Source organism: Pantoea sp. GD03673 (assembly GCF_029844725.1).
Classification (GTDB): Bacteria; Pseudomonadota; Gammaproteobacteria; order Enterobacterales; family Enterobacteriaceae; genus Pantoea.
In genome coordinates this window covers 106,408-122,108 of record NZ_JAOCKJ010000006.1, presented here as the reverse complement: position 1 = coordinate 122,108, position 15,701 = coordinate 106,408, and the positions used below count along the sequence as shown (strand labels likewise).

At 56.8% G+C, this 15,701-nt stretch carries 15 protein-coding genes; 11 read left to right on the top strand and 4 right to left on the bottom strand.

What is annotated here, in order from left to right; genetic code table 11:
- Positions 1-51: 51 nt before the first annotated feature.
- Together lysA and N5J69_RS13010 are read left to right on the top strand one after the other, a co-directional pair.
- On the top strand, positions 52-1,308 hold the full coding sequence (gene lysA / locus N5J69_RS13015) for a diaminopimelate decarboxylase (protein ID WP_279770830.1): 1,257 nt from the start codon (positions 52-54) through the stop codon (positions 1,306-1,308).
- 141 nt (positions 1,309-1,449) lie between these two features.
- Entirely contained in the window at positions 1,450-1,902 is a 453-nt protein-coding gene (locus N5J69_RS13010) for a GNAT family N-acetyltransferase (protein WP_279770828.1), read from the top strand.
- A gap of 38 nt (positions 1,903-1,940) precedes the next feature.
- Here the strand turns inward: N5J69_RS13010 and N5J69_RS13005 are convergent, their stop codons facing one another.
- The 4 genes from N5J69_RS13005 to mutH all read right to left on the bottom strand — a co-directional run bounded on the left by N5J69_RS13005 (position 1,941) and on the right by mutH (position 4,946).
- Positions 1,941-2,981, bottom strand: coding sequence for an NADP(H)-dependent aldo-keto reductase (locus tag N5J69_RS13005; RefSeq protein ID WP_279770826.1), 1,041 nt, complete (start codon positions 2,979-2,981; stop codon positions 1,941-1,943).
- A 139-nt stretch (positions 2,982-3,120) separates the two neighbouring features.
- The gene (locus N5J69_RS13000; RefSeq protein ID WP_150014112.1) at positions 3,121-3,339 is read right to left on the bottom strand and encodes a YgdI/YgdR family lipoprotein; all 219 of its coding nucleotides are present in this window, start codon (positions 3,337-3,339) and stop codon (positions 3,121-3,123) included.
- A 118-nt stretch (positions 3,340-3,457) separates the two neighbouring features.
- Positions 3,458-4,168: a TerC family protein gene (locus N5J69_RS12995; protein WP_003853954.1), complete on the bottom strand. Its 711-nt coding sequence runs from the start codon at positions 4,166-4,168 to the stop codon at positions 3,458-3,460.
- Between the two features lie 100 nt (positions 4,169-4,268).
- Positions 4,269-4,946 (bottom strand): DNA mismatch repair endonuclease MutH, encoded by a 678-nt coding sequence (mutH, locus tag N5J69_RS12990; protein ID WP_279770822.1) that lies wholly within the window; start codon positions 4,944-4,946, stop codon positions 4,269-4,271.
- 684 nt (positions 4,947-5,630) lie between these two features.
- On the opposite strand from mutH, the gene rppH reads away from it, so the two are divergent.
- From rppH to recC, 9 genes are all read left to right on the top strand, one after another.
- The gene (gene rppH, locus N5J69_RS12985) at positions 5,631-6,158 is read left to right on the top strand and encodes an RNA pyrophosphohydrolase (RefSeq protein ID WP_279770821.1); all 528 of its coding nucleotides are present in this window, start codon (positions 5,631-5,633) and stop codon (positions 6,156-6,158) included.
- Between the two features lie 12 nt (positions 6,159-6,170).
- The gene (gene ptsP, locus N5J69_RS12980) at positions 6,171-8,417 is read left to right on the top strand and encodes a phosphoenolpyruvate--protein phosphotransferase (protein ID WP_279770819.1); all 2,247 of its coding nucleotides are present in this window, start codon (positions 6,171-6,173) and stop codon (positions 8,415-8,417) included.
- Positions 8,418-8,664: 247 nt separating this feature from the next.
- Positions 8,665-9,546, top strand: a complete 882-nt coding sequence (gene lgt / locus N5J69_RS12975; protein ID WP_279770817.1) for a prolipoprotein diacylglyceryl transferase — start codon at positions 8,665-8,667, stop codon at positions 9,544-9,546.
- Complete coding sequence (gene thyA, locus N5J69_RS12970) at positions 9,543-10,337, top strand: thymidylate synthase (protein WP_279770816.1); 795 nt, start codon at positions 9,543-9,545, stop codon at positions 10,335-10,337. The genes lgt and thyA overlap by 4 nt, the downstream gene beginning before the upstream one ends.
- A gap of 186 nt (positions 10,338-10,523) precedes the next feature.
- The gene (locus N5J69_RS12965; protein WP_279770815.1) at positions 10,524-10,994 is read left to right on the top strand and encodes a prepilin-type N-terminal cleavage/methylation domain-containing protein; all 471 of its coding nucleotides are present in this window, start codon (positions 10,524-10,526) and stop codon (positions 10,992-10,994) included.
- The gene (locus N5J69_RS12960) at positions 10,991-11,518 is read left to right on the top strand and encodes a prepilin peptidase-dependent protein (RefSeq protein ID WP_279771210.1); all 528 of its coding nucleotides are present in this window, start codon (positions 10,991-10,993) and stop codon (positions 11,516-11,518) included. The genes N5J69_RS12965 and N5J69_RS12960 overlap by 4 nt, the downstream gene beginning before the upstream one ends.
- A complete protein-coding gene (locus tag N5J69_RS12955) occupies positions 11,515-11,919 on the top strand; it encodes a DUF2509 family protein (RefSeq protein WP_279770813.1) in 405 nt (134 codons plus the stop codon). Before N5J69_RS12960 ends, N5J69_RS12955 begins: the two co-directional genes overlap by 4 nt.
- 46 nt (positions 11,920-11,965) lie before the next feature.
- On the top strand, positions 11,966-12,226 hold the full coding sequence (locus N5J69_RS12950) for a prepilin-type N-terminal cleavage/methylation domain-containing protein (RefSeq protein WP_279770811.1): 261 nt from the start codon (positions 11,966-11,968) through the stop codon (positions 12,224-12,226).
- 79 nt (positions 12,227-12,305) lie between these two features.
- Positions 12,306-15,683 carry an exodeoxyribonuclease V subunit gamma gene (gene recC / locus N5J69_RS12945; protein ID WP_279770809.1) on the top strand — a complete coding sequence of 1,126 codons (3,378 nt, stop codon included), beginning with the start codon at positions 12,306-12,308 and terminating at the stop codon, positions 15,681-15,683.
- Positions 15,684-15,701 lie beyond the last annotated feature (18 nt).

Below are 15,701 nucleotides of genomic sequence, written 5' to 3'. Positions count from 1 at the left end.
CGCTATGACACGATTCTGGCTTAATGCAGTTATCGCCACAGGAGACTTGTTATGCCACGTTCTTTACAGAGTACCGAAACGGCCCTCAACGCCGCTAACCTGCTGCCACTTGCACGCCGTTATGCCGGGCCATTCTGGGCTTATGATGCGCAGATTATTCAGGCGCGTATTGCTCAGCTGCAGGCGTTTGATGTGGTGCGCTTTGCACAGAAAGCCTGCTCAAATGTGCATATCCTGCGCCTGATGCGCGACGCAGGGGTGAAAGTGGATTCGGTATCGCTGGGCGAGATCGAACGTGCGCTGGCCGCTGGCTATCAGCCCGGCGGTGACGACATCGTTTTTACTGCGGATCTGTTTGACCAGCCGACGCTGGCGCGTGTTACCGCGCTAAAGGTGCCGGTTAACGCCGGTTCAATTGACATGCTGCATCAGCTTGGCGCGGTTTCACCGGGGCACGCGGTGTGGCTGCGGGTTAATCCTGGCTTCGGTCACGGCCACAGCCAGAAAACCAACACCGGCGGCGAAAACAGCAAGCACGGTATCTGGCACGGCGATTTAGCCGACGCGCTGGCAGCGATTGAACAGCACGGCCTGACGCTGGTGGGCATTCACATGCACATCGGCTCAGGCGTTGATTATGCGCATCTGCAGCAGGTCTGTGATGCGATGGTCGGACTGGTGATGGCATCGGGTCAGGATCTGACAGCCATCTCCGCAGGCGGCGGGCTTTCAATTCCTTACCGCTACGGCGAAGAGGCGATCGATACCGGTCACTATTTTGGCCTGTGGGACGCGGCACGGCAGCGCATCGCTCAGCATCTGGGTCACGCGGTTAAGCTGGAGATCGAACCGGGCCGTTTTCTGGTTGCCGAAGCTGGCGTTCTGGTCTCACAGGTGCGGGCGGTTAAGTCGATGGGCAGCCGTCACTTCGTGCTGGTCGATGCCGGTTTCAGTGACCTGATGCGCCCCTCAATGTATGGCAGCTATCACCATATCTCGCTGATGGCGGGCGATGATCGGGCGATTGATGCGCAGCACACCATCGACACGGTTGTCGCGGGTCCGCTGTGCGAATCGGGCGATGTTTTCACCCAGCTGGAGGGCGGCATGGTCGAACCACGCGCAATGCCGGCGGCACAGGTAGGCGATTATCTGGTGTTCCACGACACCGGTGCTTACGGGGCCTCTATGTCCTCAAACTACAACAGCCGTCCCTTGATCCCGGAAGTCCTGTTTGAGCAGGGCCAGCCGCGCGAAATACGTCGTGCGCAGACCATTGCGTCATTACTGGCGCTGGAGATCGGCTAATCATCTCACTCAGGCGGCCAGCGTGCCGCCGGTTTTACGCACCGGGCTTGCGCGAAAGGTGACACCGGCCTGTCAGCACAGAGGCGGCTTCCTGGCGCAGTGTGCAGCGATATCTTAACGTCGGACGCTTAAGGAATTCATGTGATGGAGATTGTCTCGCTCAGCGATGTGCCGCAGTTTGCCGATCAGATCATCGACTGGCAGTGGCGCGCGTTTGGCGAAGCCAGCAGCCGGGCGTTCTTCGCCAGCGTGGTAAACAGCAGCCTGACCGGCGCTGATTTTCCGGTAACGTTTGTTGCTGTGGAGGCGGGCAGGGCAATCGGCACGGCAGGATTCTGGCGCTGCGATCTGATCAGCCGTCAGGATCTCTTTCCGTGGCTGGCGGCGCTCTATGTGGATGAGTCGGTGCGCGGCCAGGGCGTCAGCGAGGCGCTGCAGCAGCATGTGATTGCTTATGCACAGGCACGCGGCTATCCACGGCTGTGGTTATGGTCAACGTTTGGGGGGTACTACGAACGGTATGGCTGGCTGCCGCAGGGAGAGGCGCTGGAGTATCCCGACAAGCCGGTAACGCTCTACTATCGCGATCTGTGAAATGCCAGCCGCCATCGCGGCAGCTGGCAACAAGGCGCTTATGGCGCAGGATAAGTGTAACGGCGGTGGATCGCCTCAATACCTTCCAGAATCTCTGCATTTAAGGTCAGATTGACGCTGTCGATATTCATCTGCAACTGCTCAGTTGTTGTGGCACCCAGCAGCGTACTGGCTACAAACGGCTGCTGACGCACATAGGCCAGCGCCATCTGCGACGGGTCGATCTGATGCTGTTGCGCTAACGCCACATATTCGGCAATCGCCTTCTGCGACTGCTCGCCGCTATAGCGGGTAAAGCGGCTGAACAGCGTGTTGCGTGCGCCCGCAGGCTGTGCGCCATTCAGATACTTGCCGCTTAACGTACCAAACGCCAGGCTTGAATAGGCCAGCAGCTCTACACCTTCATGCTGGCTGATTTCGGCAAGACCGACTTCAAAGCTGCGGTTCAGCAGGCTGTAAGGATTCTGGATGCTGACAATGCGCGGCAGTTCATGCTTCTCCGCCAGCTGCAGGTAGCGCATCACGCCCCATGCGGTTTCGTTCGACACCCCGATATAACGAATTTTGCCTGCACGCACCTGCTCGGTCAGCGCCTCCAGCGTCTCCAGCAGCGTCACCTGCGCGGTGGTCTCGCTGTACTGATAGCCAAGCTTGCCAAAAAAGTTGGTCTGGCGCTGTGGCCAGTGCAGCTGATAGAGATCAAGGTAGTCGGTGTTCAGGCGTTTCAGGCTGGCATCAAGTGCGGCGCGGATGTTTTTACGGTCCAGCGCCATGTCAGGACGAATTGACGCGTCGTTGCCACGGGAAGGGCCCGCGACTTTACTGGCCAGAATGATTTTGTCGCGGCTGCCGCGCTGTTTCAGCCAGCTGCCAATGTATTGTTCGGTCAGACCCTGGGTTTCCGGGCGCGGTGGCACCGGATACATCTCGGCGGTATCAATAAAGTTGATGCCGGAACGGATAGCCAAATCCAGTTGAGCATGGGCGTCGGCTTCGCTGTTCTGTTCGCCAAACGTCATAGTGCCCAACCCCAGCTGACTCACTTCCAGCGTGCTGTGGGGAATACGATGATAGTGCATTGCCAGCTTCCTTTTTTTATGGAATGGAATGTTGTGTCCTCAGGGACTATAGCGCGAGCAATGGCGGGGAAGGAAGGGGGAAAAGTCGGGGAAATCACCTGCCAGCGTGGAATCGGTGGCAGGGGATTAAATGGCGCACTTAACGTTCAATGATCGTAGAGACCTCATCGCTGTTAATCTGCACCTCGTGACCGGTCTGATCGGTGTACTGCACCAGGCCGGTCTCTTTATCAATGCTCGGCTTGCCTTCGGTCATGATCATCCGGCCATCTTTGGTCGCCATGACATAATCAGAACTGCATCCACTTAAGAACGCGGCGGTTACCATCACCATTGCTACGCCTGCCCACCCTTTCATCACGCCTTATCCTCACCAATCGTTATGTGCAAAAAGTGTAGTAATAAATGGTTTTGCCGGCAGGGTTAATCGTAGGAATCTGAAAATAACCGGGCGAGCAGGCTCGCCCTTGACTTTCTCAGGCGTGCTTTTTCTTGCTACGCATCAGGTTAAGGCACTCAACCGCCATTGAGAAGAACATAGCGAAATAAATGTAACCTTTTGGTACGTGAACCGCGAAACTCTCCAGAATCAGGGTAAAACCGACCAGAATCAGGAAGGAGAGTGCCAGCATTTTTACTGACGGATGGCGTTCAACAAACTCACCAATAGCGCGTGCCGCAAACATCATCATCAGCACAGCAATGACCACGGCCGCCATCATAATAAACAGATGATCGGAAAGGCCGATGGCGGTGATCACCGAGTCGAGGCTGAAAATAATGTCGAGCATCATGATCTGCACAATCGCGCCAAGGAACGAATGAACGCGGGTATTGTGCTCGCCTTCGCTGCCTTCAATCGTTTCATGGATCTCCATGCTCGATTTCCACAGCAGGAACAGTCCACCAAACAGCAGAATCAGATCGCGTGCCGAGAAGGCGTGGTCCATTAACGTAAACAGCGGGTTAGTCAGACGGGCTACCCATGCGATAGAGGCCAGCAGGCCAAGACGCATCAGCATCGCGCCCATCAGACCAATGCGGCGAGCACTGGCTTGCTGATGTTTTGGCAGTTTAGCAACCACCAGTGACAGGAAAATGATGTTATCAATACCCAGCACCACCTCAAGGATGGTCAGGGTGCCCAGCGCCAGCCAGGCGTTGGGATCGGAAATCCACTCAAACATACCGGCATTCAATCCTAAACGAAAAGTAAACGGCGATTATACGCATTGAATTCGCCAATCTCCCACAAAATTGCGATGCTGGTCGCGCAGGGTGAATGATTTACAGAAGAAAATGGCGTGCCAGCAGCGGGCCGGTGAAGCTCTTCTTCAGGTAAAAGCCGCGTGGCAGGGTCATGATTGGCTGGCCCTGGTCGCCGATTCCCTCTGTCAGTGCTTTACTGTTGGCGGCTTTGGGCCGGATCTGCAGCCAGGCGCCATGCCGTGCGGTAATCTGCTCAACGCGTCCGAGCACAATCATATCCATCAGCTCTTCCCAGTCCTGACGCAGCATCTCCTCTTCGTCCGCATCCGGGCTCCAGAGCAGCGGTGCACCGACACGGCGTTCCCGCAGGGGAATCTCACGCCCGCCTTCAACCGGGATCCACAGCACCCGGGCCAGTTTGTGACGCACATGGCTGGTGAGCCATGTCACGCCGCTGTTACCGGTCAGTGGCGCGACGCAGACAAAGGTGGTTTCCAGCGGCTTGCCCTGGGCATCAATCGGGATGGTTTTCAGTTCGATACCCAGATGGGCAAAATCCTGTTCCGCTTTGCTGCCCGCGCTCGCCCCAAGGTGCCACTCCAGCAGCATACCGACCCAGCCTTTATCGCGTTTAAGGTCCGCAGGCATGGGCAGACCGGCACGTGCGGCCAGCATCTCCAGGGTTAATCCGGCTAAATCCTGCGCACGTGCCAGCAGGCTGGCTTCATCTTCGGGTGGTCCTGGCGGATAACGCATGTTGATAACTCACGCTGGTTAAAATTGGTACAGATGCGGGTGGGTAAGTTGTCCCGCGAAAATAAAGGGCGTCCGGGATCGATAATAACATGATAGATCGTGCTTTTTTTAGCGGATTGCCCCTGCGTCATCTGTAGTAGGGCAGGGTTATCCCAGCTTACCCGCAACAATGAACAGGATCTCCAGCCGGGTTATCCACAGAAAAATGGGATAACCCCCCTATCTCTGCGGTACTGGTTCCATTTACAGCCTTGACTTTTCTCTTTTTGACCATAATTTCACCGCTCTGACCTAACCCTGAGCGATTATCTGTGGATAAAAAGCGCGGTGATGATAATTTAATCAATTGTCAGTGGCCGTAAAAATATTCGCTGTTTATAAAAAGGCTGAGAAGCGTGATTCTGGGTTAATTTTATTTAAAATCATGAAGATGAATGGTTATCTCTTTTCCGGTCATCAGCGTGCAATGGAAGGGTTATTCAGTTAACTCCCGCGTTCTGCACAAAGCTATCCACAGAAAAGGTGAATAAGATCGATCTTTTTTGCGGTCTTTGTTTATAACTTTGCCCTTTTCTGTGAGTTATCCCGCTATTGCAGGCGTTACCCCCCATGAATCCAGTGGTTTACCGCCTGTAAGGAGTGTGAAACAATCAGGCCATTCAAATTTTGCTTTGAGGTAGTCCGGTGATCGATGATGATGGCTACCGCCCGAATGTTGGTATCGTAATCTGTAACCGGCAGGGACAAGTGTTATGGGCCAGGCGCTTTGGACAGCACTCCTGGCAATTTCCTCAGGGAGGCATCAATCCCGGTGAAACCGCAGAACAGGCGATGTATCGCGAACTGTTTGAAGAGGTCGGCTTACACCGGAAAGATGTTCGAATACTTGGCTCTACCCGCAACTGGTTACGTTACAAGTTGCCAAAACGTTTGGTGCGTTGGGACACAAAGCCGGTATGTATCGGCCAGAAACAAAAGTGGTTTCTTCTGCAGTTAATGTGTAATGACGCGGATATCAATGTGCAGCACAGCAGCACGCCGGAGTTTGACGGCTGGCGCTGGGTCAGTTTCTGGTATCCGGTGCGTCAGGTTGTCTCCTTCAAGCGCGATGTCTATCGTCGGGTGATGAAGGAATTCGCTGGCGTGGTGATGTCTATGCAGGAGAGTGCGGGGCAGCGAAATAATCCTGCCCATCGACGTAAGAGAGGATAGGCCACGCCCTTTATGCTCACTCAGTTGCGCGAAATTGTAGAAAAAGTGGCGAGTGCGCCGCGTCTCAATGAAGCACTCGACATCCTGGTTAATGAGATCTGTCTGGCGATGGATACGGAAGTCTGTTCCGTATATCTCGCCGACCACGATCGTCGCTGCTATTACCTGATGGCGACGCGCGGACTCAAAAAACCGCGTGGCCGCACCGTGACGCTGGCGTTTGACGAGGGAATCGTCGGTTTAGTGGGCCGTCTGGCCGAACCGATTAACCTTGCTGACGCCCAGAGTCATCCCAGCTTTAAATATATCCCCGCAGTGAAAGAGGAACGCTATCGTTCCTTCCTTGGCGTGCCCATCATCAGCCGTCGCCAGCTTCTTGGCGTACTGGTGGTGCAGCAGCGCGAACACCGCCAGTTTGATGAAAGCGAAGAGTCCTTTCTGGTCACGCTGGCTACCCAGATGGCGGCCCTGCTGTCGCAATCTCAGATGGGCCAGCTGTTTGGTCAGTTCAGGCAGACGCGGGTGCGCGCCATTGCGGCAGCGCCTGGCGTGGCAGTGGCACCGGGTTGGGTCGATGAAACTCAACCGCTGCTCGATCAGGTCTCGGCCGCCTCGACGCTGGATGTTCAGCGCGAACGAGAGCGTCTGTCGCTCGCCATGAGTGAGGCCGCCAGTGAATTCCGCCGCTTTAGCAAACGTTTCAGCGCCAGCGCACAGAAAGAGAGCGCGGCGATCTTCGATCTCTACTCACACCTGTTAACCGATGCCCGGCTGAAGAAAGATCTGTTCGATGAGATCGAGCGCGGATCGGTCGCGGAATGGGCGGTGAAACAGGTGATCGAGAAGTTTGCTGAACAGTTCGCCAGCCTGACAGACAACTACCTGCGTGAACGTGCAGGGGATCTGCGGGTGCTGGGCCAGCGTCTGCTGTTTCACCTCGATGACACACTGGTTGGCACCAATGCCTGGCCGGAACGCTTTGTGCTGGTGGCCGATGAGCTGACCGCCACCACTTTAGCGGAGTTACCGCAGGAGCGGCTGGCGGGTGTGGTCGTGCGTGACGGCGCAGCCAATTCCCATGCAGCGATTCTGACCCGCGCCATGGGGATCCCGACGGTCATGGGCGCTGATATCCAGCCTCATCAGCTTAACAAACGCCTGCTGATCGTTGACGGCTATCGCGGTGAGCTGCTGATCGATCCTGAGCCGGTGCTGGTGCAGGAGTATCAGCGGCTGATCAGCGAAGAAAACGCGCTGAGCAAAATGGCGGAGGGCGTGGTCGATCAGCCGGGTGAGCTGAAAAGTGGCGAACGCGTGCAGGTGATGCTGAATGCCGGATTAAGCCCGGAACATGAGCAGGCGCTGGGTAGCTGGGTTGATGGTATCGGCCTCTACCGCACCGAAATCCCGTTTATGCTGCAGAACGGCTTTCCGTCGGAAGAGGAGCAGGTGGCACAGTATCAGGGCATGTTGCAGCTGTTCCACAATAAGCCAGTGACGCTGCGAACGCTGGATGTGGGCGCAGATAAACAGCTGCCCTACATGCCGATCAGCGAGGAAAACCCTTGTCTGGGCTGGCGCGGCATTCGCCTGACGCTCGACCAGCCGGAAATTTTCCTGGTGCAGGTGCGTGCAATGCTGCGTGCCAACGCTGCCTCCGGCAACCTCAGTATCCTGCTGCCGATGATCAGTCATATCGATGAGATCGACGATGCAAAACAGCTGATCGATCGTGCCGGACGCGAAGTGGAAGAGATGCTGGGTTATGCGATTCCTGCGCCGCGTATCGGCATTATGATTGAAGTGCCGTCGATGCTGTTTATGATCCCGCATCTGGCGTCACGGGTCGATTTTGTCTCGGTCGGCACCAACGACCTGACGCAGTATCTGCTGGCGGTGGACCGCAACAATACCCGCGTCGCTAACCTTTACGACTCGCTGCATCCGGCGATGCTGCGTGCGCTGAATGCGATTGCGAAGGAAGCCCGTCTGGCCAATCTGGAATTGTGCCTGTGTGGTGAAATGGCCGGAGATCCGATGTGCGTGGCACTGCTGGTTGGTCTGGGATATCACCATCTCAGCATGAACGGTAAAAACGTACCGCGTGTTAAGTATCTGCTGCGTCATCTGGATCACGAGGAGGTCCAGAAGCTCAGCGAGCAGGGGATGAATGCCCATACTGCCACCGAAGTGCGCCATCTGGTCTCGGCCTTTATGGAGCGGCGTGGTCTGGGGGGATTAATTCGCGGCGGTCGCTAACCGCCTGGCCCGTCAGGGCGGCCCTGAAGGGGCGAGCACAGCGGGTCATCCTCACGTATGACGTGTACTCCGGTTGTTTCGCGCTGTCCGCGTCCAGACTGGCTGCAACACTGTACGCCTGACGGACCAGGTTTTACGTGTTTACATTTGCGCGACAATTCACAAAACCGGCTGTGCTATGATGCGCAGCCTTAATTTATGTGCCTGACAACACCCCTTTTCAGGGTTGAAAAATAGACGGTGAATGATGAATAACGGCTATATTGCATTTCCGCAGTTCGATCCGGTGATCTTCTCGGTCGGACCAGTTTCGCTTCACTGGTACGGTCTGATGTATCTGGTGGGCTTTGTTTTCGCCATGTGGCTGGCAGTACGCCGCGCCAATCAGCCTGGCAGCGGCTGGAAAAAAGAGGAAGTTGAGAACCTGCTGTACGCCGGTTTCCTGGGGGTCTTCCTCGGCGGCCGTATCGGCTATGTGCTGTTCTACAACTTACCGCTGTTCCTGGAAAATCCTCTTTATCTGTTCAAAGTCTGGGATGGCGGCATGTCGTTCCACGGTGGCCTGATTGGGGTGATTGTGGTGATGCTGATCTTTGCCCGCCGCACTAAACGTAACTTCTTCCAGGTCTCTGATTTCATTGCGCCGCTGATCCCGTTTGGTCTGGGTGCCGGTCGTCTCGGTAACTTCATTAACGGCGAGCTCTGGGGCCGTGTCGATCCGGGCTTCCGCTATGCGATGCTATTCCCTGGCTCCCGCAGCGAAGATGTGGCGCTGGCCGCGACCAATCCGCAATATCAGGAACTGCTTAACACCTACGGCGTGCTGCCACGTCACGCTTCGCAGCTCTACGAACTGGCGCTGGAAGGTGTGGTGCTGTTTATCATTCTGAACCTGTTTATTCGTAAGCCGCGCCCGATGGGCAGCGTTTCTGGCCTGTTCCTGATTGGCTATGGTGCCTTCCGTATTATCGTTGAGTTCTTCCGCCAGCCGGATGCGCAGCTTGGCCTGTTCGAAGGCGGAATCAGTATGGGACAGATCCTCTCTGTGCCGATGATTATTGCCGGTATTATTATGATGATCTGGGCGTATCGTCGTCGCCCGCAGCCACAATTTCGCGAGGAAAAATGAAACAGTATCTGGATTTAATGCAACATGTGCTGCACGAAGGCACGCCAAAAGCTGACCGTACCGGCACCGGTACGCTTTCAATTTTTGGTCACCAGATGCGTTTCAATCTGCAGGATGGTTTTCCGCTGGTCACCACCAAGAAATGTCATATCCGCTCCATTATTCATGAGCTGCTGTGGTTCCTGAAAGGTGACACCAACATTGGTTATCTGAAGGAAAACAACGTCTCAATCTGGGACGAGTGGGCCGATGAACAGGGCGATCTTGGCCCGGTTTATGGCAAACAGTGGCGCAGCTGGGGAACGGCCAGCGGCCAGGAGATTGACCAGTTAAGCCAGGTGATAGAGCAGCTGAAGCGCGATCCCGACTCACGGCGGATTATTGTTTCCGCCTGGAACGTCGGCGAACTGAGTGAGATGGCGCTGGCACCCTGCCACGCGTTCTTCCAGTTCTACGTGGCGGATGGCAAGCTATCCTGCCAGCTTTATCAGCGTTCATGCGACATCTTCCTGGGCCTGCCTTTTAACATCGCCAGCTATGCGCTGCTGGTGCATATGGTGGCGCAGCAGTGCGATCTGCAGGTGGGCGACTTCGTCTGGACCGGCGGTGATACGCACCTCTACAGCAACCATCTGGAGCAGGCGCGCCTGCAGCTGACGCGCGAACCGCGTCCACTGCCAACGCTGGTTATTAAGCGCAAACCGGCGTCACTGTTTGACTATCAGTTCGACGATTTTGAGATCGAAGGCTACGATCCGCATCCAGCGATCAAAGCGCCTGTCGCCATCTGATCGGCAATAAAAGATAACGCCCTGGCACGCCGCCGGGGCTTTTTTTTGCGCCTAAATCAGTCAATCTGCGACACCCCTCGCACGCGTCTGAATCTGCCTGTCGGCGGTGAACATTCTCTGCGGCACGCTTTCCAGCCTGCCACAACACCGCTTGTTTCACCTGTCTGTAACCCGCAGTCTGACGCCATGAAAACAGCCCACTTACGCGGTTTCACCCTGCCGGAACTGCTGCTGGTCATGGTGATTGCCGGTATGCTAAGCCTTGCGGCGCTGCACGGCTGGCAGAGCTGGCAACAGCGGCAGCAACTGCGCGACAGCGCCCAGCAGCTGCAGGGATTCCTGCTTCGTTTACGTGCCCAGGCCAACCGGCAAAATAGCGACCTGGTGTTATGGTCACAACCTGGCGAGCCCTGGTGCATCGGGGCCGGAAGTCGCCCCGATGCCGGTTGCAGTTACGGGAAACGGCTGCATTTTCTGGCACCGCATTCTGGCGTCGCGCTTTATGGCTTCCGGGGAGAACCGGGCTTCTATGGCCGTCGAAACGTAGCCAGAGCAGGCAGCATTGAACTGGGAAACAGCGCAGGGCGTATAAGGCTGATTATCTCGGCCAGAGCCCGAATTCGCCTCTGTATGACGGATGAGGAGACATGCCGTTGAAAATCGCCGGATTCAGCCTGCTGGAGATGCTGATCGCCCTGGCGATTAGCGCAGTCGTGATGTTAAGCGCCGGTCGTTTTCTGCCATTACTGCTGGCAGAAAATGCTGGCGTACTGCAACAGGCGCAACTGCGTCAGGAGTTACAGCAGATTATGGCCACGCTGGAAAAGGCGGTGCGGCGTGCCGGTTATTGTCACGGTGAGTGCGGCAGGGGCGCACTGAAAATCCGTGAGAACTGCCTGCTGCTGCGCTGGGATGAGAACAGCAACGGTAAATGGGAAGCGGTGAGCCATGCGGAAAGTGACTACTACGGCTATCGCCTGCGGCAACAGCAGCTTGAGATGCAGCGAGGTGTTGACCAGTGTCAGTCTGCGGGCTGGGAGCGGCTCTCCGATCCGGCATTTATGACGCTACAGCAGTTCAGCGTCAGCCAGCAGGGCGCACTGATCAGGATCGTCCTGCAGGGACGGGCCGGACGGTGGCTTGAAACGGTAGAGAGCTGGGTGGAGGGCGTGAACCTGTGAAACAGCGAGGCAGCAGTGCGCTGGGCATGGTGTTGATGATTATGGTTATCGGCAGCTTCACGCTGCATGCCAGCCGAAAGATGTCTGAGCAGGGAATGCGACTGCTGGCGGATGAGCAGCAGTATGTTCAGGATTTCTGGCGGGCACAGTCGGCGCTGCAATGGGGTCTTTCCATGAGCTGGTCAGCGGCTAAGCCTGCGCTGTGTCAGCAGGATGATCGCCAGGGCTGGCGCAGCTGTTTACAGCGAGGTGAAAATAATGAAGGTCTGCTTAAAGGTGAGGCCAGCGGCAGGGGGATGGCGGTCTGGCATTGGGTGCGTTTACGGGGCAACCAGATTACTGCACTGCCGCACGGCTGGATCGATTACTGCCCGCTCACGTCCCCGGCAACCTGTCAGTAAAGGCGGTGGATTCAGTCTGCCAGAGGTGTTGTTTGCTCTGCTGCTAATGGCATTAAGCACCAGCACGCTGTTGCACTACCATCGCGCACTGGCGCTGGCGCTCAGTCAGCAGTGGTATCAGCGCGAGGCCTGGCGGGTTGCGGAGCAGCGGCTGAACGGTCATGAGGTCGCGGGATGGCGATCCACACTGCAACAGCAGAGCAGCGCCTCAGGCTGCATCCTGGATCGGGCAGACGTGACGGGGCCTTATCAGCGCAGCGCTACTCTGACGCGGCTGCGATGTTCAACACGCGGGACGCCCTTTTGATGGGTTTCAACCGCGATACGCGGTAAAGTGACAGGGCCGCAATACCGCAGTCACGTTCTGAGTTATCACAGGAGTTTTCATGTTTCACGTTTATCACTCAAATCAGCTTGATGTGCTGAAGATTCTGGCGGCGGCGGTGATTAAACATGATCCTCTTGATGATCCTTTCGCCTCAGAAATGGTGCTGGTGCAGAGTCCGGGTATGGCGCAGTGGCTGCAGATGGAGCTGGCACAAACCTTTGGCATTGCGGCCAATATTGAATTTCCGCTGCCCGCCAGTTTTATCTGGGAGATGTTCGTCCGCGTGTTGCCGGATATCCCGGTAGAAAGTGCCTTCAGCAAGGCCAGCATGGCCTGGAAGCTGATGCACCGTCTGCCAGTGATGCTCGAACATGAAGAGTTTGGCGCTTTACGCCACTATCTCTATGACGACGACGACAGGCGAAAACTCTATCAGCTCAGTTCCCGCGTGGCCGATCTGTTTGACCAGTATCTGGTCTATCGTGCCGACTGGCTCAACAGCTGGGAACGCGGGGAAACCATTGACGGGCTGGGTGACGCACAGCGCTGGCAGGCTGCACTGTGGCGCGATCTGGTGAGTTATACCCAGGCCCTGCGCCAGCCCGAATGGCACCGTGCCAACCTTTATGCGCGATTTATCCAGACGCTGGATCAGGCGAAAACCACACCAGCCAATCTGCCCAAACGGGTTTTTATCTGTGGCATCTCAGCGCTGCCGCCGGTCTATCTGCAGGCGTTGCAGGCGCTGGGACGTCACATCGACATTCATCTGCTGTTCACCAATCCCTGCCGCGATTACTGGGGCGACATTCAGGATTATGCATTTCTGGCCAGACTGCAAAGCCGTCAGCGCCGGCGTCATGGTGCCGATGAATCCCGCGGACTCTTCCGGGATGCCGATCAGGCACCGGCGCTGTTTAACGATGCCGGTGAGCAGCAACTGACGAACCCGCTGCTCGCCTCATGGGGCAAGCTGGGACGAGACAACCTGTTTCTGCTCAGTCAGATGGAGTCGATTGACGATATCGATGCGTTTGTGGATGTTGAGCCGGACAACCTGCTGCACTGTATGCAGCACGATCTCCTCAATCTGCAGGACAACGCCATCATCGGACTGAATGCAGCGGAACTGGCGCACAGCGATCAGAAACGCTGCCTTGATCCCGCTGATCGCTCCATTGCGGTGCAGGTCTGTCACAGTGCCCAGCGTGAAGTTGAAGTGTTACAGGATCATCTGCTGGCAATGATGGAGGCCGACCCGACGCTGAAAGCGCGTGACATTATTGTCATGGTGGCGGATATCGACGCCTACGCGCCGTTTATTCAGGCGGTGTTCGCTAATGCCCCGGCCGATCGCTATCTGCCTTTTGCGATTTCAGACCGGCGGGCCAGTCAGGCGCATCCGGCTATTGTGGCATTTCTGAATCTGCTGGCGCTGCCGGACAGCCGTTTCGTTTCAGAAGATGTGCTGGCGCTGCTGGATGTCCCGGCGCTGGCTGCCCACTTCTCCATTGATGAAAGTGGTCTGCGCTTACTGCGGCGCTGGGTCAGCGAATCGGGTGTGCGCTGGGGGCTGGATGATGCCAGCGTAGAAGCCCTGTCGTTGCCGATTACCGGTCAGCACACCTGGCGCTTTGGCCTGCAGCGTATGCTGCTGGGCTATGCAATGGAGAGCCACAACGGTGACTGGGAAGGAATTCTGCCTTACGACGAATCGAGTGGTCTTGTCGGGGAACTGGCGGGACATCTGGCAGAGCTGCTTTCGCGGCTTAATCACTGGCGACAGCTGCTGGCTGAACCCCGGCCACTGACGGCCTGGCTGCCCCTGTGCCGGGAATTGCTGAACGCCTTCTTCAGTCCCGATGCCGAAACCGAGGCTGCCCTGCTGCTGGTCGAAGAGCAGTGGCAGCAATTGATTGAATATGGCATGGATGCACGGTTTGAAGAGGCGATTCCGGTGGCGCTGTTGCGCGATGATCTGCGCAGCCGGCTCGATCAGCAGCGCATCAGCCAGCGTTTTCTGGCCGGGCAGATTAACTTCTGTACCCTGATGCCGATGCGCTCCATTCCTTTTCAGCTGGTCTGCTTGCTGGGCATGAACGATGGCGTCTATCCACGCACCCTGGCACCGTTAGGCTTTGACCTGATGCAGCAGCAGTCCCGTAAAGGCGACCGCAGCCGCCGCGATGATGACCGTTACCTCTTTCTGGAGGCGATGATTTCGGCGCAGCAGCAGCTTTACATCAGTTATATCGGCCGGGCGATTCAGGATAATACGGAACGCTACCCGTCAGTGCTGGTCACAGAACTGCTGGATTACATTGGACAGAGCTTTTATCTGGACGGTGATGGTCATCTTGAGCTGGATGAGAGCGCCGGGCGGGTGCGGATGCACCTGCAGCACCTGCACAGCCGGATGCCGTTTGCCGCAGAAAACTTCCAGCGAGCCGCCAGGCTGCAGAGTTTCGCCCGTGAATGGCTGCCTGCCGCGCAGGGGGCGGGGAAGCCGCAACCCGATTTTGTTCAGCCGCTGGACGCGCCGCCAATGGATGCGCTGACGCTGGAAGCATTTCTGCGCTTCTGGCGTCATCCGGTCCGCGCCTGGTTCCATCAGCGGCTTGGCGTAAGTTTCTGGCTGGAGGAGAACGAACTGCCCGACAGCGAGCCGTTTGCGCTCGACAACCTGGAGCGTTACCAGATCAATGCGCAGTTGCTGAATGCCCTCGTTGAAGGCGAGGATACCCAGCGGCTTTATGCGCACCATCGTGCGGCCGGTAATCTGCCTTACGGTGCATTCGGTGAGCTGTTCTGGCAGGCGCAGCGGGATGAAATGCAGGAAGTGGCGGCTGAAGTGGTTGATCAGCGCAGCGACGGTGAGAGCTGGGAAGTGAATCTGCAGCTGGAGCAGGTCAGCTTAACTGGCTGGCTGACGCAGGTGCAGGGTGATGGATTACTGCGCTGGCGGCCTGGCGTGCTCAACATGAACGACGGACTGTTACTCTGGCTGGAGCATCTGGTTTACTGCGCGCTGGGAGGCACCGGCAGCAGCCGGATGTTTGGCCGACAGAAGAGTCGCTGGTGTTTCCTCGCGGTGCCGCAGACAGAAGCGATTGCTGCATTGAATGAGTACGCCGCGGGCTATCTCGCCGGTATGCGACAGCCGCTGATGCTGCTCAGTAAAAGTGGCGGTGCGTGGCTCACCGCCAGCTATGACAAAAAAAGCCAGCAGTTGCTGACCGATGACGCGACTCAGCTCAAAGCGCGTAATCGCCTGCTGACCGCCTGGCAGGGTAACTATCAGGTTGAGGGCGAGGGCGGCGATCCCTATCTGCAACGCCTTTGCCGTGTGCTGGATGAGCCACAACTACAGCAGATAACTGAGGCGGCACAGCGCTGGTATTTACCGGTGCTGGCTGCACATCAGGATGATGAATAGCAGGTCAGAGCGCGTTTT